This is a genomic window from Kriegella aquimaris (genome assembly GCF_900103215.1).
Lineage (GTDB): Bacteria > Bacteroidota > Bacteroidia > Flavobacteriales > Flavobacteriaceae > Kriegella > Kriegella aquimaris.
The window spans coordinates 32989-56281 of sequence record NZ_FNGV01000002.1; the positions used below are offsets into that span (position 1 = coordinate 32989).

Consider the following 23293-nt stretch of genomic DNA (forward strand, 5'->3'; position numbering starts at 1 on the left):
CGCCTCCTTTTTAATCTCCTTCTGTAAGCTTCGCTTACCCCAAAGAGAAGCGAGATGATTTTTCGTTTTTCACCTTTAGGGCCATACCGAAATAGCTAGATACTAGCCGTTTGAAAATAGAGCCTATATTATTTATCCGATTGCCATATATTTATACTAATTCTGAATCTAATGAAACGTGGACCATGGGTTTTACTCCATTGGCGGAAAATCATAAGATGGCTTGTTTACAAAACGTTGCATTCCCAAATGCAATTGAATGGAACTTGCAGGGGGCATCACAACCTCAACATATTTTCCATTAATCGATTGTTTTCGGCCTTCCGTTGAAAAAGTGCCATCATCATTCTTTGTGGCTTTACTAAATACAACATCGGTGAATTGGTGTTCGCCAAAAGCACCTGCCTGAATAAATAGTCTTCGTTTGTGAACAGGGCTGAGGTTAATGAGGTGTACTGTTGACTTATTCTTTTCCAATTTTTCGATCAATGCGGAGACGTCTTCTGGAAGCCCCGGTCGTTTTCGGTCTACGTCAAAATAACGAACCGTAGCACGTAACAGTCCCCCAAAATAAATGGTCTGCGGTGTTCCCATTGTAGTTTGTTGCAAAGCCTTTATCAGTATCGGGTTGTTAGGGTAGGTATCGTCCCCAGTGATTTCTGATATTTTTCGTGTATCGTTTCGCATCAACTCCATACGGTTCGTCATTTCCTGAAAATCGGCCTTGAGAGCTTCCAGTGGCCAATCGGGGTTTTCTCCTGTATAGAACATAAAACGGGCATATTCACTTTTTCCCATGGTGCGATCGCCTTGTACCATTTCCCTACTCCAGTCAAAGGGTTCGCCTGGTTCGTATTTTTCCTTGTCCAAGTGGTCGAGTGTATTCTTCCCCCATAGTCCCTCCATATTCAATGGACGGAATTTATGTCCTTTATGCATTTGTTCGATGCGATGCCGATCGGCATCGTTCATAGATGCGTGCCAAAGGTGTACCATATCACGTATCATCATCGGCCTATAGCTGTGCCAGCCTTTTTTGTTTCTTCGATAAGGCACCAAGGTCTGACCTTCCTTAGTGGTTTGTGCTCGCTTTAGCAACTGATCGATTTGCGATCGCACAAGGCCAAGGTACTTTTCATCACCAGAAACAAGATAGGCACATTCCGAGGCCACGCTCATGGAGGCGTACATCATCATAACGCCATATCGACCGTACCAGCCATAGAGACCACCCCACCACTGGCCGTCGCGGTACTGACCGATTTTGCCGTCAAGGCCTACGTTGTCCGGCAAAATACCATCGTTCCGTTCAATACGTTGCATCCATGTATCCACATAATCCAAGACCCATTTTTTGTACTTTTCTTCACCTGTATATAAATAGGCATTGGTTATCAGACCGGTTATTCCAAGGTTTACGGGCACATCGGTTCGGGTAGTTATACTATCGTATAGCCTCTGTATTTCTGATGCGCGAGCCGGATTTTCATGCCAATCGGGATCCAAGTCTTTCACAATCGGATAGAGAGACGCATGTCCATACCTCAAATTGTAGACAGCGCTTGAGGTGGCCAATGGCCCCTTGCTTCCCGTAAAAATCGATTTAACAAGCGTATGCTCAGCATCAAAATTTGGAGCTTCAGGATCCTCATTGAGATAAAATCCGGCAAACCGTTTTGCTCGGGCCACATTTTCTGGAATGGACGGATTTCCTAGGGCCAAGTTGTAAAAAAGTGTCATGCCTTCACTAATATGAAAAAAATCGTCATGGGTCGGAAACTCTTTATATAACCGATGATGATAGTCTCCCTTATCAGGAGGATAAGGGGTATTGGTTCGGGTAATTCCGTTGTATGCAGCCAAGGCCCTTTTATAAAATCGCTGGTGTGCACCAACAATATAGAAATCGGGCCAGTTATAGAACATTTCATAGAGATCGTCATAAGGTCCTTCACCAATCGTGCTGCCACCTTCATGCGTGAAACGGTCCCAATAAAAGTCTCCCGCTTCTTCCATGGCTTTCACTAATTTCCGTTGCATAATCGCCCAATCGGGGGGAGATTCGATTGTGTTTGCTTCTATGACGGGAATTGGTTCCCTTTCGACTTGTCCATAGCTTTTTAGAAAAAAGAGACCGAGAATGGCTATCGATAAATTTTGGATATATGTCACAACTATACTGCTTTATAAAAACGCGTGCCGCTTTTCAATGGCATCGACAATTCATTAGCTCCACCAAATTGGTAGCCCTAATCCTTTAAAAACGGGATTTTCCTTGTAATATGGCCCGGGTACAAAAGGAAATTTCTTTTCGATATTTTCAATAATTTCTACTCCAAATCCGGGTTTATCTGGAATGGTCAATACCCCATTCTCAATCTTGTAAGGATCTTTAAAGATTTCCCACTTCAAGGGATTATATGTTTGGTTAAGCTCGCACATATGGCCGGAAGGTACGCCTGCCACCAAATGGATATTGGCAATAGTGGTAAGCCCGCCAACCCAATTGTGAGGACAATATTTTTGACCGTTTTCGTGAATTGTTTTCCCAATATACCAGCCTTCGGACATACCGGAGAGATTGGCATCTGTTTGAATGATATTCATTGCGTCAGCCTTTACATAGGGTTCTACCTGATAGCGATTCCACCAGCTTTCTCCGCCAGATACCATTACGGAGGGCATGGCCTCGTTGATGGCAATGTGCTTCTCAAGAGCGGCGGGGTCGGTATGGCTTACTGGTTCTTCGAACCAATAAAATTTAAGGTCTTCCAATGCAGGGCATAATTCGTTTATAATGGTATCGAACGACCACGGGAATTTTTCGATGACCAATTTAAAATCGGGACCAACGGCTTTGCGCAATCGTTCCAAAATCTTAATGTATTTTGGCATGGTCATCTTGCTATACTTCCAGGAAGTACCATTGCGGAACTTGAATGTATCGTAGCCAGCTGCCTTGTATCGCAAGGCCTCCGCTATCAGGTCCTCATCCCCTTTGTCATACCATGCATGGCTTACGCCGCCACTTGCATAGATATTTACCTTATTGGACGGGTTTTCATCATTCGAAAGCAGTTTGTAGACCGGTTGGCCCTTGGCCTTTCCGATAATGTCCCAAAGAGCGTTGTTTATTCCAGCCCAAGCACCTTGGGCCACGTGACTATGGCCTTGGTTATTGCATAGAAAATCAACATCGAAAACATTTGCCCCTTTCAACATTGGAGTAATATACCTATTCGTATATTCCTTTAATTTGTCCGGACCGCGATAGGGACTTCCTTCGGCAATGCCTACAATGCCTTTGTTCGTAAATATTTGAACGAGGGCGGCATCTGCCTTCCACACGTAGAGGCCTGCACAGCGCCAGAGGTAATCACCATCATGTGTATACGACAAGGGGGTTACCTTAATATCAGTAATAGTGATATTTTCACGTTCCAAATTTTCGGCAGGATGGGTGCGGTTCGCCCGGTCTACCGGCGAGGAAAGGTTCTTGCCATCCAAGGAGATCATGGAAGGACCGTAATTTGCTCCCTTTGCATAAGAGGGAGCCATGCTAGCCAAAAGTGCAGCCCCCGATGTGGAGACAAAAGAGCGGCGGTTCATTTTTTTCATTTTCTAAAATTTTATAATTATAATTGAAGTAACGCCAATAGGATTTAGCTAGTTCTTACCAAGTTCGTTGCTTAAAAAAATCATCCAATTGCGCTTTAGACATCCTTATTTTGGAAGGGTTGGCGTCCAGCCATTTCAAAAAATCCTTTTTGATTTCCTCCTTCCAAGCTCCATCTATTTCTCCGGATGTATAGCGTTGTTCACGTAGACATAGGTGACCGAATTCATCTTTTAGAGCTATAAACTCGCCTTTAAGTACTACTTCTTCTGCCAAATGTGGAGGTATAAAGATGACGCCTTCCCTTTTGGCCAATACTACATCGCCGGGCATTACGGTAGCCTCACCGATAATAATCGGAACATTGATGCCCGTAAGCATCATTTGCATTTGATAGGAGGGGTGCCAGCTTTTTACAAAGGCATTGAACCCCTCAATGTCTTCCAGGCCTTCCAAATCCCGCAAACCCCCATTGAAGACTACCCCGTTTTTTGATTTGGCATAAATGGAGACACCGAGATTGTCGCCGATAATTGGGCCCTCATTTACTTTGCCGTAGGAATCGGCGACGTATAGATCGCCTTCGACCAATTCGCCTATAGGCCAATTGACCATATCGCCGCTTCTACCTTCCGTTTCACCCTCCTTTTCCAGAACCTCCCTGACAGCTACCCGTTTGGGCATATATTGTGCTGTGAGGGCACGGCCCGACATGACTTGGCCTTCATGGATCATTTTCCATTCTCCGGCAAATTGATTCATATACCCATGATTGCGTAAAACCGACCAGACCTGTTCCAAGGATATGGCCTTCATTCGTTCGACGATATCCATAGCTACTTTTGGACGGCCATCATCGAACCGTTCGCCTTTCCATTCCGGTGTAAGTGCAATCAATCGTTCTTTGGGCATGTTAATAGATTGCGCATTTGTCGAGAACGAAAAACAAACGGATAGAACAAGAAACAGCAAATATTTCAATGGCATTCGCATGGTCGCTATTATTAAGGTTAAAAAAATAGAGTTCAAAAAATCAATATTTTTAATACTATCGTAATTAGAAAATAGGAAGGTATTAACGAATCATCACTTCCCAATACCGGGTACGTTTGGAGCTGCCTTCTGGCCCTTCGACTTCTAGCGTAATAACCTTACGCACCCCTTTTTCTTTAAAACGATAAATCGGATTTTGTTCCGTCGAGCTATCATCATTGCCGAAATCCCAAGTCCATTTATCAATCTTTCCGATTGATTCATCTTTGAAGGCCACTATTCCCTTTTCCTCGTCGATAACCTCGTACGACCATGATGCTTTAATGGGCTCCAAAAATTCGTTTTCCAAAGGCATCAATTGAAATGCACACAGATAGGAGGCATTTTTAACCATTTCGACATTGTGGGAGAGATTGATATGGCCTTCCCTTTTTCCTCCATCAAAGTCCAATATGGACCATGAAAGACCGATGAATTTATTTTCTTTTAGCTTTGACTCCACGGCATTTTTAGGTCCTGTGTAAGGTGCATAGTCATATGGGGTAATCCATCCTTCCAAAACCAAAGTACCACTTTCGCCATGTTTAAAATTGTAGTCATATGCATGGTTTGCATACGGAAACTCGGAAATCCATGGTTGGCTCCCCCACACCAATACCCATGCATTGTTTACAGGCGGTGTATAAATATGGTAGTTCTGCGCATGTACACCACTAAAATTAAAATGGTTTTCTATATAAGAAGGGGTTTGAGGTTGCCATTTTAGCTGCTCTGTATCATATAAGGGATTTTGAATAAAAGGGCCACCGGACAAATCGCCATCCACTACCAATTCAAAAATATCGTTCATATAACCCTCGGGGTTGAAACGTTCAAAATCCCAAAAATCATCATAGGCCTCGTAGAGAAAATAGATGCGGTTCAAGCCCTTGACCCAACCAATGGTCACTTTTACGTCTAGGTCTTTGGGGTCGATATCAGTTCCCATACCGTCTTCGGTATCGTTTAAAAGATCAGTAGCGTAAGTGTAGTTTGTGGGCACTATTGCCCAATCGTATTTCTTCCCGTCGATTCTTGGAATTTGATTTCTGGGGAATTGAAAAACCTGAAATATTTTCCCCGCTCTTGCCGTATTGTAGGTAGGGCTTAACTGGCCGTTTGTTATGGAGATATTTCCTATGAAAAACCATAGGAAAAGAACCTTAGCCATATTAGCTTCCCAAAAGTTCAAATCGCTTTGCCTTTTCATAATTTATAGATGCGATCTGCATTTTTATGGTATATGTGGTGCAATTCCTCATCGGAAAACTGACCGGTTATTTTTTCAAAGGCTCTGGACCAGCTTATATAGGAACCGGCTCTTAGTACTACAGGCCAATCTCCTGCAAAGACGAGACGATCCATCCCGAATTTTTCGATGACATATAAGATATAGGGCTCGATTTTTTCGACTGACCAATCCTTCCCGAAACGGGTAATAATACCAGAAATTTTGCAGTTTACGTTGGGCAGTTCCGCTAGTTTTTCAACTCCATTGCGCCATTGTGTAGTATCTGCATCCGCAACGTTCGGATTGCCTATATGATCGAGTATAAAATTGGTATCAGGGAATTTCCTGGCCACTTCAACCGCTTCGACCATAAGAGACGGAGAGAGTAACAGATCAAAACTTAGCTTGCGATCGGCCAATGCTTTAAAGCCTTTCAAAAAGGCATTGGAAGTGGCCGCATCTTTAGGAAAGCCTGCTCGTATGCCTTTAACTAAAGGGAGCTCACAAAGCTGCTCCAGCACCTTTTCCGTGCGAGGCCCTTGCATAAGGTCTGCCTTGGCCACTATTCCTTTAATTCTCGGTTCGGATAGGGCCTGTTTGCTTACCAAAGTAGCCTCTTTGAGCCCTAAACCGGCATCCGTCCCACTTTCCATAAAAACCATTTTTCCGATATTCGATTTTTTCGTAGCCTTTCTATAATCCTGCAAATCAAAATTACGGTTGATTTTAGGAGAGTTTTTCAGCCAGGAATAAGACAAATTTTCCAAATCGAACAGATGTACATGTGTATCCGTTTTAGGTATTTTTCCAAATCGGGCATCATTATTTTCGCTTGCCCACATTACAGATGGAATACATAGTGTGCCTACGGAAACACCTATGAAGTTTGTGGAAAATATTCTTCTTTTCATGGAAAATGGCCTTTTGAGCACCTATCTTTCTAGGTTTTTAAATTGAAGAATATATTTAAAATTGTTAAATAATTAAATTATGTATAAATATATAATTAAAACAGTATGAATATAAAAAAAATATTCTTTTATAATTAAAAACTTCTATATACATTTGGAAATATACATAAAATTACATGTGTCTCCTTTATTTTGGCTTGTTGGTAATTTCTCTCCCCCATATCCAATTAGCCAATGCATGTATTTGACAGCTACACGTGACGAAATTATTAACAGATGCATATTTTCAACTTTAACCTCCTAAATTATTTCAGCCAACATGAAAAATCAACTTTCCTTCTCTCGTAGTTGTGAGGATAGCTTAAATTATCCCCATTACGAACCATTAAAATTTATTACGCTTGCTATGCTGCTTATTTCTACGGCTTTGCATGCCAACACAACCGAGGCTTTTCGTTTAACTACATCAGAACATGTATCGAATATTGATGGGACCGTGCAGCAGGAAATTTCAGGTACTGTGACCGATGATTCGGGTGTGCCACTACCCGGCGCCAGTGTCGTTGAAAAAGGCACCACGAACGGTACACAGACCGATTTTGACGGCAATTATACCCTTGCTGTCGAGAATGCGAATGCTATTCTTGAGTTTTCCTATATAGGATATGCCGCCCAAGAGGTAGCGGTAAATGGGCAAAGCAACATCGATGCACAACTCGTAGCTTCACAAGCCGAATTGGATGAAGTCGTGGTGGTGGGTTACGGCACACAAAAGAAATCAAATGTCAGTGGCTCCATTGTATCGGTCAAGGCAGAGGAACTTGCCAAGGTACAGTCGCCTACTTTCGATGCCGCTCTACAGGGCAAGGTGCCTGGCGTATATATCTCATCAAACGGTGGTCAACCTGGTGGTGGCATTGCCGTTAGAATTAGGGGCGTGGGATCTATTAATAACAGCAACCCGTTATACGTGATCGATGGAGTAGTTGTGCCATCGGGTAACAGCGAGAATTCAAACCCATTGGTAAGTATAAACCCCAATGATATCGAGACAATAGACATACTTAAAGATGCTGCTTCGACAGCAATTTATGGGGCGAGAGCTGCAAATGGAGTGGTATTGATCACTACAAAACGAGGTCAAGTCGGAAAGCCTAAGGTTACATATAATGTATACGGCGGATTTCAGAAACCAATTGGTAACCTTCCCCCTCCTATGAATGCCGAGCAATTTGCCGAAAACATGAACCTGGCCTTTACCGCTGCAGGCGAAGATGCCCCGTTTACGGATCCGGCGGCGTTGGGCAAAGGGGCCGATTATTTGGGTGCCGTGGTAAATACAGGTTGGATTACGGATCATCAATTGGCCGTAAGCGGTGGTTCTGAGAACCACAGGTATTATACCTCCCTTAACTACTTCGACAACGAAGGTATTATGCTTGAAACCTTTCAAAAAAGGTTTTCGGTGCGAGTAAATACCGACAACACAATTACAAAAGGGATTAAAATCGGCAATAGCCTTGCGTTCAGTAGAGGGTCGAGATTTGACAACAATGCGGGTAACCGAACCTTTATTCACGGTGCCTTTACAAGCCTTTACCAAGCTATACCAACTACTCCTATCTATGATCCATCGACAAGTACAGGATACGGCGGGCCAACCGATTTGAGGTTGGAAAGGACCAGAAACCCGCTTTCCCAATATGAATTACCTACAAGGGAGAATATTACGGATCGCCTTCTCGGCAATGTTTATTTGGAACTTACCCCCCTAAAAGGATTGGTTTTTAGAAGTGCCTTTTCCACCGATATTTCAAATGATAGGGTATACAGTTACACCCCGATTTGGGAAGAGGGTCTTCTGAATTCAGGCGGTCTTTCCAATATTACCCAAAACCGATTTAATTCCTTCTTTTGGTCTTTGGAAAATACGTTGACATATTCGGGGAGCATTGGAAAGCATAATTTTGTGGCTACCGTTGGGGGTTCTTCCCAAGCGTCGGAATACAACGAACTAAGGGCTAACGCAAGTTATGATACTGATGTTTTTACGGAAATCGTACTAGGAGCGGTTCAGGATCAAACCACAAGTGCTAGTTCAGAAGAGTCCTTGACCTCTTTGTTCGGAAGGCTGACGTATGACTACGACAATAAATACCTGTTAACAGCGGCTGTTAGAAGAGATGGGTCCTCCAAATTTGGGCCGAACAACAAATTCGGGGTTTTCCCTTCATTTACTTTAGGTTGGCGGGTTTCCCAAGAGAATTTTTGGAACCCTGATGGTACTATAACAGATTTAAAATTAAGGGGTGGATGGGGCCAAGTAGGATCTGATGCTATCGGTAACTTCAGGTATTTGGCGCGATTGAACACTCAGTTTGATTATGCATTTGGAAATGAAACCGGGGTATCATCCCTGGGGGCCGCGCTGGAAGATTTAGCCAATCCTAATGTAAAATGGGAAACGGCGACGGAGTATAACTTTGGGTTAGATGCCAGTTTTTTCAACGGAAAGTTAACTTTTACTGGGGAATATTATGACAGATCGCGCACCGATATGTTACTTGTTTTGCCACTTGCAGGGGTGTCAGGGTTGAATGAAACGGTCGATAACGTTGGGGAGGTGGTCAACAAAGGCCTTGAATTCTCGTTGGGTTATCAAGGCGGAAAAGACGATTTTACCTATGATTTCAGTGCAAACTTATCTACAATTAACAGTGAAGTGGTCGACTTGGGAGGCCGTGATGAGATTGCCGCTTTCTCCTATTCAGGATCGGGTGCCACAGTAGTTATTCGACCGGGGGAACCTCTCGGTGTCTTTCTAGGAAGACGTACCGAAGGCCTGTTTCAAACCCAGGAAGAAGTCGATGCTGCAAACGCCATCGATGGTAATCCTGATACACCTTATCAAAATTTAGGAACAGGCCCCGGAGATTTTAAATGGCGTGATCTTGATGGTGACGGCAGGGTAACCAACGATGACAAGGAAATTATCGGAAGTCCGGTACCTGATTTTACTTATGGATTTGGCGGAAATTTCAGATACAAGGCAGTAGATCTGTCGTTACAATTTTTCGGTGTGCAGGGCAACGATATTTTTAACATTGCCCGTTCCAATATAGAAGCTTCTGGGCGAGCATTTAATAAGAGTAGCGTGGTCGTAAATGCTTGGAATGGGCCAGGTACTAGCAACTCGATTCCAAGGCCGCAGGTGCAGGATCCAAACCAAAATACTATTTTGGGCGATCACTTGGTCGAAGACGGTTCCTATTTACGTTTGAGAACACTACAAGTAGGCTTTAATGTGCCATCAAAACCACTATCTACAGTGGGAATGTCAAACGCAAGAATCTATATATCGGGCCAAAACGTTTTAACTTGGACCAAGTTCACTGGAATAGATCCCGAAGTAGGCCTTGACGAAGGCAATAGTGCCGTTGCCGGTATATACAACGATCTCTACCCTCAAGTACAGACGTGGTCAGTAGGTCTTAATGTTGGATTTTAAATTGAAAAAAGTACAGATATGAAAAATAGAACAAACTTCAAAATATGGGCATCCAGTTTGGTGGCACTCCTTTGCTTACTTTCTTGCGATGAGGATTTTGTGACTAAAGATTTTAAGAACGGTGTAGTCGATGAAAATTTTTTCCAAAATGCAACACACGCCGAACAGGCATTAACTGCAGTTTATGACATCGTAGGATCAAAAGGGTTATATCGAGAGGCGATAAACGTTTTGGGTGACTGCCCTAGTGATGATATCCTAGAACTAACGGGGGATAACGGAGACTACGGTACTTATTTTAGAGCCTCAAGTGATTTTCGATGGTTTCCAGACAATCCTTTTTCGACGGCCAGATGGTACGATGCCTACAAGGGTATATTCAGGGCCAATATTCTACTTGAAAAATTACCTGAAATAGACATGGATGCTGGCGTAAAGGATCGTTTTGCCGCTGAAGCCAAATTTCTTAGGGCGCTATATTATTTCAACCTGGTAACGGCTTTTGGAGATGTGCCTTTTTCAGCGGAAGTACTGACAAGGGAGGAATACGCCGAATTGGGACGGACAGACCGTGCCGTTATTTATGCGCAAATGGAACAAGACCTTAAGGATGCAGCAGATGTGCTTCCGCCAAATGCATCAGACCCGGTAGGTAGGGTGACTAAAGGAGCGGCCAACGGCTTATTGAGCAGAGTTTATTTGTATCAATCCAAATGGGATGACGCAGCAGCTGCAGCCAAAAAGGTTATCGATCAGAACAAATATAAACTGGTAGCCAGTGATGATTATGTAAACCTTTTTAATGGTCTTATGGAAAATAGTGAAGAGTCTCTCTTCGAATTCCAGTCCGTTGGTCAAGCACCTGCCTTTTGGAGTGGAAATTCTGAAAATTTTTATTCTGTGATGTGGAGCCCGGTACATGGTTGGGCAAATTGGTTTTCTCCCAGCCCCAGCTCTTACGAACAATTTACAGACCCTAATGATGTGCGGCGGAAAGCTAGTATATTATTGCTTGGACAAGACCCTCCGGATATGATCGATGTCGGTAAGGGAGAACAGGAAGAATTCGGTACCGGAACTATGAGACCCACATATTTTCATAATGCCAGTACCCGCAAATGGCTTCCTGAAGGAAAGGATATGACCCAGGTCAATAACTATGAAGTTAATTTTTTGATATTACGTTATGCAGAGATACTGCTGAACTATGCAGAGGCGCAGAATGAGGCAGCCAGTACCACAGAGGCGGTATGGGCTATTACCCAAATTCGGGAAAGAGCCGGAATCTCACCTCCAGAACCACCAGAAACGGATCAAGCAAGTCTTCGTGAGCTTATCCGTTCGGAACGGCGAAAAGAATTGCTCTTCGAAGGGCACCGTTTTTACGATTTGCAACGTTGGGGCATAGCCAATGAGGTACTATCACCATTCGGATACGTTCAAGGTACCCATGAGTTTTGGCCAGTACCGACTGCCGAACTCGATTTGATGCCCAATTTGACGCAATATCCTTGATAAATTTTAATCAGTACGGAATATCTAAGACAGCAGTATTTTAAAGGTAAAGCCTGGCAAATCAAAAGCCAGACTTTATCTTTGGGATATGGTTGTTCTCTTTTTTTTGTTCGAAAAGTGCCTATGTTTCTTATCGAAAGAAAAGGCAATAGGAGGACTTTAAAGATGACCAAGAAAAACCAGTACAAATGATTTATTCATGCAACGTTTTATTATAGTTTTTCTTCTCGCTTGGTCTTTCATTTCGTGTAAGAAAGAAAAAACAATTTTTGAGCTTATAACACCTGATCGCTCAGGTATTTATTTCTCCAACACAATTGTGGAATCAGATTCCGTGCATTTTTTTAATTTTCCGTACATCTATTCAGGCGGTGGAGTCGGGGTAGCGGATTTCAACAATGATGGCTTTTCCGATATTTTTTTTTCGGGAAACATGGTCTCTTCCAAACTCTATATCAATAAAGGAGGGTTTACATTTGAGGACATCAGCGAAAATGCGGGCATAACCACGCATCAATGGGCGAGCGGAGTCTCGATTGTTGATGTAAACCAAGATGGATGGAAGGATATTTATCTTTGTTTCGGTGGGGATGTCGATGCAAAAAACCGAACAAATAAGTTGTTTATAAACAATGGTGACCTCACTTTTACCGAATCTGGCGAAACTTATGGTATTGCCGATGATGGTATGTCGACGCAAGCCGCCTTTTTCGATTATGACCGTGATGGCGATCTTGATCTTTATATAATGCAGCATGCCAACGAATCGTACGCCCAAGTAAGCAAATTGGAAACCTTTAAAGACGGCAAAGGTCCTAGCACCGATCGTTTATACGAGAATATGGGAATAAACAGTGTCACTGGACATCCGTTGTATAAAAATGTTTCAGATTCCGCAGGCATCACAGTTGAGGGTTATGGCTTGGGATTGGCCATATTGGACATTAATCAAGACGGTTGGCCGGACATTTACGTAGCCAACGATTATATTGGAAACGACCTGTTATATATTAATAACAAAAATGGAACTTTTACCAATGAGCTGGGGGACTATCTAAAGCAATGCTCCCTAAATGGGATGGGCATTGATATAGCCGATATTAACAATGATGCGCTGCCTGATATCCTAGTCTTAGATATGTTGCCGGAAGGAAATTATCGGCAAAAGACGATGACGGCTAAAATGAATTATGAATACTTTAAAAGGACACTTCAAAACGGGTTTTCACCCCAGTTCATTAGAAATACATTGCAGATAAATCGTGGCGCGGATGCCGATGGAAAATATAGCTTCAGTGAAGTGGGGCGTTTGACGGGATTGTATCAGACCGATTGGAGCTGGTCTCCCCTAATTGCAGACTTTGATAACGACGGTCTTAAGGACGTTTACATTACCAATGGTTTTCGGAGGGATATTACCAATCAGGATTTTATCGAATATACGGATCAAAGCAATCTCTTTGTAAAGGGTTCTGGGGAGTTGGCCATCAATAGCCTGCTCAAAAGACTTGTTAATTTAGATAGTATCTGTTTGCCCAATTATATGTTCGCCAACAAAGGCAATCTTCATTTTGAAGACGAAACGACAGCTTGGGGAATGGATCAGCCAACCATGTCGAACGGATCTGCTTATGCCGACTTGGATAACGATGGAGACCTTGATTTAGTAGTGAACAATCTAAACGCTTCGGCCTCGATTTATAAAAACAATACTGATCAACTAAACAATACCAACAAAAGTGTGGTGGTCAAATTATTGGGTAAAAACGGTAACATGGAAGCCATTGGTGCAAAAATCACTGCAACCTTGCCAGATGGGAGTGTTAGGTATTACGAAAACTACCCTGTTCGTGGCTATATGTCCTCTTCTGAACTTGGTATACACATAGGGCTCGGAAGCAATCGAAAAATCGATTCTCTGAAAATCACATGGCCCGATGGCAAAGAAGAGGTGGGTACAAATATTAGTGCTGGTACAAAACTCGACTTTCAATATGGAAAAAATCGCGTAGTCCCCTCAAAAGCAATGCTTGAAAACAAGCATATTTTCAATGAGGTAACGACGCAAATAAACACACTTTATCTGCATAAGGATAACGTCGCCGGTGATTTTAGACACGAGCCGTTGTTATTGCAGCAATATGATAATAATGGACCGGGCCTAGCGATTGCCGATATCAACGGAGATGGGTATAAGGATTTCTACATTGGAGGGGGAAGGGGGCAAAAAGGAACCTTTTTCATTCAGGAAGATAATGGTGCATTTGGCTCTAAAATATTAGCGGATTCTGATTTCTATGAAGACATGGGAGCCTTATTTTTTGATGCAGATCAGGACGATGATCTAGATCTTTATGTGGTAAGTGGGGGTAGTTCGGTCAAGTATTTTGAAAAAGGGCATTACCAAGATCGATTGTATTACAATGACGGGAGCGGTAATTTTGAACTAGCCGAAGATGCGCTGCCCAAAATCGAATCCAGCGGTTCTACTGTAACGGCTGCCGATTTTGACAAGGATGGAGATTTAGATTTATTTATAGGGGGAAGAATTGTTCCTGGTAAATTTCCAACGGCACCTAGACATTATTTATTGGAAAACCTGAAAGGCAGATTTTATGATGTAACATCACAATTGGCCCCCCAATTGAATTCGGTGGGAATGTTAAGTGCCGCATTGTGGACGGACTTTGATAACGATGGGGATTCTGATTTAATAGTCGCCGGTGAATGGATGCCAATAACCATTTTTGAAAATACTGGGAGTTCTTTAAAAAAACAGGAAGTTGAAAACGGACTCAATACTTACAAAGGTTGGTGGAATAGTATTGTCGGTTGCGATATAGATCTTGATGGTGATATCGATTATATAGTAGGCAATTTGGGAAAAAACAATTTCTTAAAAGCTACTGAAGAACGTCCTATTCGAATGTACGTGAAAGACTTTGACAACAACTCAACTTTGGATGCTATTATAACACGGTATATTGGAGAGATGGAATATCCCATTGCACCAAGAAGGGCCTTAATTGATCAATTGCCAATAATCAACAAGGCATTTCCCTCCTATAGGGAATATGCCGAAGCAGATATCGGCAGGATTTTAGAAACTTTCAATACTGACGACATGGTGGTCATGGAGGCCAATTACTTTTCATCAGCTTATATCGAAAATTTGGGCAATGGTAAATTTTCTTTAACGGCACTCCCTATCGAGGCCCAATTTTCTCCAGTATTCGGCTTTGAAATCGGTGATTTTGATGCCGATGGTTATCCCGATGTAATTGGAGTGGGGAACAATTCTCAAATGGAAGTCATTTCGGGTTGGAATAACACCTCAAAGGGGTTTTATCTAAGTGGTGATGGAAACGGTAATTTTAGAGCTGTTCAAGGAGGTAAATCTGGTTTTTTAATCGAAGGAGAGGCTAGAGCTTTAGCAGGATGGGTAACTGATAGAAGCAGGTTTCTAATTGCTTCAGTGAATTCGGATAGTCTGCGTGTTTTTAAGTCCGACTTGGATTCAGAAGTTTCGAGATTCCCACTAAGACCGGACGATGTTTGGGCGAACATTTACTATAACAACGGCGTTAAAAGTAAATTTGAACGTTATCTTGGTCAGGGATATCTTTCCCAATCACTCGATGACATGTTGATTTCTCCTTCTATGGATTCTGTCGTTATTTACAATCGAGCGGGCAATTCAAGAAGTATAAACCTACCCAATCAATAGCATTGGCGCGATATCTTAAAGTGTCAAGGGAGCCCATAGGTTTGTGACCAAACGGACTCATCTACCTCCAATGTTTAACGTTGCAGAATCCTAGAGATTTCCTTTGGCGGTAAGCATACCTCTACTTTGGGCAAAACCCAAAAAAAGAAATACTATGGAAGAAAACGAAAACGTGGTGGGGCCGCTCTGCGAGATTAAAGGACTGCTGTAACATCAAAAAAAGTTATGAACGTGGACTACCTTATCGATGTGACCTTGGGGCAGCCTAACTACGCCATTTTCCGACTGATTCTGCTCGACACTTTTACCATTATCGAACTCCTTTAAGGCCTTTGCGTTATGCACGGGTGAAAATTTACTTCTTCTCATAATACTGTTTAAAATGCTCCATTTCATTAGAAATAGCAAACCTTTTTCTCGCAAGGTGTTGATGTTTGCTAAATCCATGATATTCCCCCTTTCTTACGAGAAAGCCAAAAACACTATATATTAGGACTAGTTTTGATTGTATGTGTTGAAACTCAATAAACTAAATTTTAGCATCAAAGAGTAGCGGAAAAAACTTGCCCTCCATTTTATTTCCTTTTGGAATTGGCGGAACACCGGCCAACAACTCATCATTCGTATTACTAATGGTTCCGTCTGCAAAAACGTTGAGCACAAAGGCTCTTCTGCTCCTATTAGATTCGTTTTTATAGGACCCATGTACCATTAATGGATGGTGAAAAGTGGCATATCCCTTTTTTAATTCAATGGGTACAGGCTTAAAATCAGCTTTTTGTTCTTCGTTTAAATAGTCTAATATTCCATTCATGTTCCCAGCAAGTTCAGGGGCATCGAGCAATCCCCATTTATGGCTTTTTGGGATGTAGTGAAGACAGCCGTTTTCAATCGATGCATCATCAAGACCTGTCCAGCAGGTCAGGTGCTGCATAGCAACAGTTCGCGTCCAATACGAATAGTCTTGGTGCCATGCCACCACTCCCCCGTGTTTGGCAGGCTTACAGAATAATTGATCGTGCCAAAAGCGAACTGGTTTGTTTGCTAACAATTGATGTGCGGCCATAACGAAGGCAGGGTTCCATAATATATCGTGAAACCCTTCAGTTATGCGCCAATGCCCAAGTGAATGGAACAGCACCGAATTCAGATCCGTAGATTCATTACTGTGGAATTCATAGAACAGTTCGTGTGCCGGATGTTGCGCATCTAAAATCTCCTCAAGATCTTTCCTTAACAGCTCTATTTGGGTATCGTTCAACATTTTAATACCCGAAACATAGCCCTCTTCATGAAAATGTGCGACCTGTTCATCGGTCAATCGATAGGGTTCCCATTCTTCCTTTGATTTAGGAAGTTTAAACATATCGGAAACCATCCTATGTTTTTCTGCTAAATCTTTTGCTCTGGCCATTGTTCATAGGTTTATACGAATTTATTCCTTCATAAATTTAGAGTAGATTATTTTGATGTTTTTATCCATCTCCGATACTCCTTTTCTATATCTTTTTCACCTCTCCATTTTTTGTAAATCACCCTCCATTTAAGAGAGTATTCTTTCCCTGCCTCAAAATTAGGAAGGATATACTGAAAGTCCCAAGCAGGTTTACCTATTCCAGCACCGCTTGGAGACTTCATAAATCTAATGTTTCCTTCTTCAGGTTCTGCAAATAGGTATGAAAAGACCATATTACGGAATCTTCCATAAGATTAAGGTTCAGTAAAAATAGTATCTGATATTTCCACATTAAGGTCTACATTAAAGTTGGGCGATGTGTAAATATCATAACTAGCGTTATCATAAAAATAGTTCCATTTTCGCCATTTTTCTTTATCTCATTAAATGGAATCAGTAGGAGTAAATCTGCATTTATTTGTTGTCTAATCTTTTAAAACCGACCTGATATATTTATTGTTTAAGAGATAACTCTCAAGCATATCGGCGTTTTCAGGTACGGCCCCTTCAATTTGCACCCAGCCATTGTACCCGATGTCATCGATTGCCTTACGAACTTCTTCGAAATCTACTTTTCCTTTGCCGAGAAGGTATCCGTTTTCTTTGGCATGGAACTCGCAAATGTGCTCTTTGCCGAGCCATCGGATTTCATCATAAATATTGTATCCCATTTTATTAGAGTTGGCAACATCGTAATACACTTGTACGTTCGGGGAATTAACGGCATCCAGAATTTCCATATGCTCCTCGGCACTTAGCCAAGATTCAATACCCAAAATAACTCCATGGTCTTCCGCTTTTGGGGCTACTTTTTTGAGTCTGCGTATAGTTTCTTTCGTGCCGACCGGGTCATTTTTTAAATCGCCATTGGAAAAAAACGCAAGCAGAACTACTTTTACGCCCATGGCTTCTGCAACGTCAATGCTATCGGAGGCCCATTGTTCGGCCCTTGGGTCCGATTTATAGGGAATGCTGTTCATCTCACCAATGGCTATACCGCCAATGGCCATGTTATCTTTCTCACAGGCATCTTTATATTTTTGTTGTATTTTCTTTTGCCTTAAGTGCATGTCGTTGTCCAAGGTGCCTAAACTAATCTGTACCCCGTCTAGACCAATTTTTTTGCCGACTTCGATGGCCTCGATATTGGAATGCTGTTTTATTGACCAATCACATGCGCCAACGTTAAATCGGCTTGAAGAATTAAACGCAAAGGCTTCATAAGCTCCGAGATAGCTTAGCCCCAATAATCCGATTGATGATTTCAAGATGTCTCTTCTGGTTAATTTTTTGTTCATGAGGCCCTTATTATCAATTATAGACTGCTGTTTTTCAATGTCAATAGAAAGCTGGATAAATTTGCCAGGTCTTGTTCTTTTAGACCCAATGCCGCTGCATTCGGCATGATGCCCGTTTTCATTGCCTCTTTACTTTCAATATCATCGGGAGCAATTACTATTTGCTTGCCGCCCATGTCTTTTAGAACCGTGGTTTCCCCTTCTGATAATAGAAAACCATAAAATGCCTGTCCACTTTTGGTTTTTATCATTACGGGTTCATAGCCGAATACGATAGATGCATTGGGGTTAATGATTGCATCCAGTAATGCGGCCTTATCGAACTTTTCTCCAATAGAGGATAAATCAGGCCCGATGTCGTTACCGCTCGTTCCATTTTTATGGCATGTTGCGCATTTGGATGTAAAAACGTTTTCTCCTGCTGAGCTATCCCCATTTAAGGCCAATATTTTTGGAATGGAAAGTGGTTTTTCTCCAGATTGTACAAAATGTTCGCTTGCCAATGTACGTATTTCCAATTCCGGATTTTTGAAAATTGCACCCGAGACTGCATTGATTAGTTCTTTGGACAATTTATTCTTGGCAGCAAGGTTTATTAAGAGGCGTCCGCCAATTAATGTGCCTGCCATTTGTTTGCCGGCATCAATTCTTTCATTCAGCGTTTTAGAACCATCAAGTAGAATTTCTTTCTGCGTTGCAATTTCTGTCGGAATTTCAAAAGTTCCCTCACCTTGCGATTGCCAGTCCCATAAGGTATGCCAATCGTTGGTCATTCGAAAGGCGACCCACCAATCAGCTAATTCTTTTATGGCGGTTTTATCACTTTCCTTACTTATCGCTATCATGGCGGTTACCGCATCCTTTTCATTGATAAAGGCTAAGGCATCAACCGCTTTTTTTCTTTGATGTTCATCTAAACTTTTGGACAATGCCCTTTCCCTCAAAGCAACAATCGCTGATTTAGGGTGCAACCTCCAGACCAATAAAGCAAATTCTTCGGGCCAATCAACAGGGTTTACTGGTTGTTCAGGAAGCAATTCGGAGTAAGCCATTTCTTCTTTTCCATCCATAGCAATACCCAATGATTCAAGGTACCAAGGGTCCTTTCCGTCGTAGCTTTGGAACAATTTTTTGATGAGCTTTCCACTTTTATCCCAAGCCACATCCCGGAGCGATAGGGCGACCTCCCTTCTAACGTCAGCGGAAGGGTCGTCGGCTGCAATCGCCGCATATTTTAAAATGTCATCTTGGCTACTTTTTAGTGTTCGGTAAGCAACAATTCGTAACCTTGGGTCCGCTTCACTTTCTAAAACGTTTTCGACAATTTCTGTTCCTTGAGGTCCCAATTGCGATAAGAGCCAAATTGCGCGAGCACTATGCAAAGGATTGTCGGATTCTAGAATTTTAGCTACTTCAGGAACAGCCTTTTCCCCCTGATTTCTCAACTTTTCGAAGCCTAAATTCCGTACGTTGATTGCTGGATTCAATAGAGCAGCTATTTGACCTTTGGTGGAGGTCAAATCAATTTTTAAATTTTTTAATTGCTTTCCTTTGGGTGTAAGGCGGTAAATACGGCCATAGCCGACAGTATCTTTCATTTGATGTCCGCCTACGACAGGATCATACCAGTCTGAAATATAGATGGCTCCGTCGGTGCCAACAGCTACATCACTAGGGCGAAACCATTTTCTCTTGTCGCCGTCAATTTCATTCCAAATATAACCTTCAGTTGATTCTTTCATCGAAGTAATCAAGTCTCTTCTTTTAAGTTCGAAGCCCGCACCTTTTTTTGAAGGTTGATAAGCAAAAATAACATTTCGGCCAGCATCGGCACTTAACAACATGCCGCGATATTCTGGTCCAAAAGCATCACCTTCATAAACTACGACCCCGGTCGGGGATCCAGCACCTGTATTATCGCCGGCAGGCATTGCGCCGGGATCGTCTTGGTGCCAATGTGCCGTAAAGGTTTCTTGACCTGGTTTTCGGTCAGCCTGCCAAGTACGCTTGCCATTGGCGTTGAAGTATCCGGCATTGCCTCCCTCCATTATCCATGTGACCCGACAGGTTTCTACTTGATCATCGTTATCGTTTTGCCACATATTTCCATAGGAGTCCAATGCAATTTCATAGGAGTTTCTAAAATTATGCCCCACAACCTCCAAGTCGGTGCCGTCTTTTTTTACTCTCAAGGCGAGACCTCCGACCCAAATACGCCCATCGTCGCTAACCTGTGCAGGCTCGTTCTTATCGTTGTAGGGTGTTCCACCCGTATAGACGCTGCCCGAGCGCAGCTGCCATCCAGCCTTGTCGGTTACTTTATGCGGACCGGCGTTACCTGTATTAAAGTAATATCGGCCATCAGGTCCCGTAATGAGGGAATGAAGACTATGATCATGGTCCAATCCGCCAAATCCTTTTAAAAAAACTTCCTTTTTATCGGGTATATCATCTCCGTTTTCATCGGTATAGACTATTAACGAAGGGGCACAGGAAACAAAGATTTGGTTTCCTAGTACGGCGATACCCATGGGTGCAACCAGATCTTTGTCTTGTACAAATACTTTTGACGTATCACTAATGCCATCTCCATCGGTATCCTCTAAAATCATCACACGATCTCCTTTTTCGAAATGCAATCGCTTTTCAGGGTCATTATTAAAATCACGATAGTTGACCGCTTCGGTGACCCAAATTCTTCCTTTTGCATCTACATCCATGTTGGTCGGATTGTAAAGCGCTGGCGATTCGGCCCATAACGTAGCTTCCCAACCCTCAGGAACAACGAAACCATTATTTTCCATGGTCTTAAAATCGAGTTCGGGAACGGTGTAATCCGACAGTCTTTTGTCGGTGCAGGAAATAATGCTGATCAAAAGGACAACAGCGAAAGCAAATAAAGTCATACGCTGTTTAAAGCCTTTTAATTTCAATTTGCTGAGCTCGGAAACTTTCATAGTCCGTCAATTTATATTGGTGGTTATGCCCCTATGGGGTAATTTGGGTTTTGAGGATTGCTTAGCGGCAAAAAAGCTAGAATTTTACTGAAAGCCGTTTCCTGAAAACATGCTAAGCAGAAAAACACTCCCCTCCCTTGAGTACTTTATAACCTTGCTTTTTTTCTTCGGCTTCAAAAATAAAATCTTTGACATCCGCAGTATTAAAGCTGAACATATCGTAATGACAGGGAATAACATATGTTGCGTTGATAGACTTGCCCAATGCAACAGCTTCTTTGTGATTTAAGTTGCCTGCAACTTTGCGTTCTGGGTTGTTCCCGTTAATCGGTAGTATCGCCACATCAATATCAAATGGTGTTAACAATGTATCCATTTCTTCGAACCACAAAGTATCCCCACTGTGGTAAATCGAATAATCACCAAATTGAATGACAAAGCCCATAAATTTGCAATTACCATTTTCATCTCTAGCCAGTTCATTATGTTTTGCTGGAATACCAACAAAGGTAAAACCGTCAACTGAAATTGAATCTCCGTCATTCATGCCTATGGGAAAGTCCGTATCACATTGCACCCGATTAATAACGAAACTACGATTTGCTTCGGGAATAATAAATTTGATGTGAGGATTGTTTTTCAGAAGCGGGCCCAAGGTTTCGGCATCTAAGTGATCGGTATGGTTGTGGCTTGAGGTCACTACCGAAATATTCCGCAATAATTCGGGTCTTGCCACCAATTCGCTCATACGAATGTGTGGTTTTTCTGTTTGTGCATACTTTTTGGTCAGGGAATCTGAGAGGTAGGGGTCGATGAGCACCCGCTTACCGTTCCATTGTAGGAGGTAACCACTTTGGCCCAGCCACCAAAGACGAAAGCCTTTTTTTTCATGAAGAAATGAATCCATTTCGGCAATAAGGGCTTCATCCTTTTTCAATGCGGGAATCAAATTTTTCATAACGATTCACGTACTTTTTTGGCTCCAGCGACCATATTTATGAGTTTTTGTCGTGAAGCCCAACGGGCGGTTTGGCTCAATCCACAATCAGGAGCTACGGAAAGCTTTTCCGCGGGCACATATTTTAAACAACTGTTGATGCGTTCGACCACATCGGCTACCGTTTCTATATAATAGTTTTTTACATCGATGATTCCGACGGCAACGTTCATTTTTTCGGCAAAGGGAGCCAAAAGTTCGATTTCTGCAAATTCGCGATTGGCCATTTCAACATGAATCTCATCTACATCCATATCTAAAAAATCGGGTAACATAGGCTTAATGCTTCTATAACCGACAGGCCTACCCTTAAAGTTTCCGAAACAAAGGTGTGTACTAAGGTTGCATTTTCCCTTAATGGATTTTACGGTGCGGTTAAAAATATCGACAAAACGTTTCGTATCGGCTTTATAGGCATAACAGCTCATAGAAGGTTCATCGACCGTAATTTCGGTGCACCCCGCAGCTATTAAAGCTTCGAGCTCATTACTAATGATGGGCAACAAAGCTTCGGTTATCTCAAAACGGTCTTTATATTTATCGTTGGGCAACAGCCTGCCCGAAAGTGTATAGGGCCCTGGAATGCTAGCCTTGAGCGTAGGGCCTGCCGGAGCCAGTTTTTTGAGCCTTTCAAATTCCTTCACTGCACCCAGACCGTTCGGAGCGGTCAAATCACCAATGATATTGTTTTTTCCTCGTTGGTCGTGTGCGGCAGGGCCGAACTTTCTGGTATCAGAGGGGTTGTTTTCAATACCGTTGATAAATCCATAAAAGGATAAATTGAAATCTAGACGTGTCTGTTCGCCATCAGTGATAACATCAAGACCTGCGGTCGTTTGATCGTGTATGGCGGCAATAACGGCATCTTCAATGGCTTCCTCTATATCTGCAGCTCCAAATTTATCGAGATTTTGTGACGCGAATTCAAGCCATCCTGGAAAAGGATAGCTTCCTATTACGGTTGTTCTAATCGGAATTTTGCTCATGGTAGGGTTTGTGGTTGTGTTTTGCAGGACAAAAAATCTACGCTAATGTAACAAAAACA

15 protein-coding genes are annotated in these 23293 nt (G+C 42.4%); 3 read left to right on the forward strand and 12 right to left on the reverse strand.

Features of this window, described 5'->3' with window-relative positions:
- Positions 1-192 precede the first annotated feature (192 nt).
- The 5 genes from BLS33_RS05330 to BLS33_RS05350 are packed head-to-tail and all read right to left on the reverse strand — an operon-like array spanning position 193 to position 6790.
- Entirely contained in the window at positions 193-2172 is a 1980-nt protein-coding gene (locus BLS33_RS05330) for a DUF8034 domain-containing protein (RefSeq protein WP_089886314.1), read from the reverse strand.
- A 54-nt stretch (positions 2173-2226) separates the two neighbouring features.
- Positions 2227-3618 (reverse strand): mandelate racemase/muconate lactonizing enzyme family protein, encoded by a 1392-nt coding sequence (locus tag BLS33_RS05335; protein WP_089886316.1) that lies wholly within the window; start codon positions 3616-3618, stop codon positions 2227-2229.
- Between the two features lie 55 nt (positions 3619-3673).
- Positions 3674-4645, reverse strand: a complete 972-nt coding sequence (locus tag BLS33_RS05340) for an RraA family protein (RefSeq protein WP_245731292.1) — start codon at positions 4643-4645, stop codon at positions 3674-3676.
- Positions 4646-4691: 46 nt separating this feature from the next.
- Positions 4692-5858: a PKD domain-containing protein gene (locus tag BLS33_RS05345; protein WP_245731295.1), complete on the reverse strand. Its 1167-nt coding sequence runs from the start codon at positions 5856-5858 to the stop codon at positions 4692-4694.
- On the reverse strand, positions 5855-6790 hold the full coding sequence (locus tag BLS33_RS05350; protein WP_089886319.1) for an amidohydrolase family protein: 936 nt from the start codon (positions 6788-6790) through the stop codon (positions 5855-5857). The genes BLS33_RS05345 and BLS33_RS05350 overlap by 4 nt, the downstream gene beginning before the upstream one ends.
- 319 nt (positions 6791-7109) lie before the next feature.
- Between BLS33_RS05350 and BLS33_RS05355 the strand changes: the two genes are divergently transcribed.
- The 3 genes from BLS33_RS05355 (at position 7110) to BLS33_RS05365 (ending at position 15540) form a co-directional block, all read left to right on the forward strand.
- Positions 7110-10298 carry a SusC/RagA family TonB-linked outer membrane protein gene (locus BLS33_RS05355; protein ID WP_089886321.1) on the forward strand — a complete coding sequence of 1063 codons (3189 nt, stop codon included), beginning with the start codon at positions 7110-7112 and terminating at the stop codon, positions 10296-10298.
- Between the two features lie 18 nt (positions 10299-10316).
- Positions 10317-11813 (forward strand): RagB/SusD family nutrient uptake outer membrane protein, encoded by a 1497-nt coding sequence (locus BLS33_RS05360; RefSeq protein WP_089886323.1) that lies wholly within the window; start codon positions 10317-10319, stop codon positions 11811-11813.
- A gap of 199 nt (positions 11814-12012) precedes the next feature.
- Complete coding sequence (locus BLS33_RS05365) at positions 12013-15540, forward strand: VCBS repeat-containing protein (RefSeq protein ID WP_089886325.1); 3528 nt, start codon at positions 12013-12015, stop codon at positions 15538-15540.
- A gap of 213 nt (positions 15541-15753) precedes the next feature.
- On the opposite strand, the gene BLS33_RS05370 is transcribed toward BLS33_RS05365, so the two are convergent.
- The 7 genes from BLS33_RS05370 to BLS33_RS05400 form a co-directional block, all read right to left on the reverse strand.
- On the reverse strand, positions 15754-15987 hold the full coding sequence (locus tag BLS33_RS05370) for a hypothetical protein (RefSeq protein WP_089886327.1): 234 nt from the start codon (positions 15985-15987) through the stop codon (positions 15754-15756).
- A gap of 82 nt (positions 15988-16069) precedes the next feature.
- On the reverse strand, positions 16070-16954 hold the full coding sequence (locus BLS33_RS05375; RefSeq protein WP_089886329.1) for a phytanoyl-CoA dioxygenase family protein: 885 nt from the start codon (positions 16952-16954) through the stop codon (positions 16070-16072).
- Positions 16955-17001: 47 nt separating this feature from the next.
- Positions 17002-17178, reverse strand: coding sequence for a hypothetical protein (locus tag BLS33_RS24800; protein WP_176801338.1), 177 nt, complete (start codon positions 17176-17178; stop codon positions 17002-17004).
- Positions 17179-17421: 243 nt separating this feature from the next.
- Entirely contained in the window at positions 17422-18294 is an 873-nt protein-coding gene (locus BLS33_RS05385; protein ID WP_089886333.1) for a sugar phosphate isomerase/epimerase family protein, read from the reverse strand.
- A 17-nt stretch (positions 18295-18311) separates the two neighbouring features.
- The gene (locus BLS33_RS05390; RefSeq protein WP_245731297.1) at positions 18312-21251 is read right to left on the reverse strand and encodes a PVC-type heme-binding CxxCH protein; all 2940 of its coding nucleotides are present in this window, start codon (positions 21249-21251) and stop codon (positions 18312-18314) included.
- Between the two features lie 112 nt (positions 21252-21363).
- Complete coding sequence (locus BLS33_RS05395) at positions 21364-22209, reverse strand: MBL fold metallo-hydrolase (RefSeq protein WP_089886335.1); 846 nt, start codon at positions 22207-22209, stop codon at positions 21364-21366.
- Complete coding sequence (locus tag BLS33_RS05400) at positions 22206-23234, reverse strand: cobalamin-independent methionine synthase II family protein (RefSeq protein WP_089886337.1); 1029 nt, start codon at positions 23232-23234, stop codon at positions 22206-22208. The genes BLS33_RS05395 and BLS33_RS05400 overlap by 4 nt, the downstream gene beginning before the upstream one ends.
- Between the last annotated feature and the right edge of the window lie 59 nt (positions 23235-23293).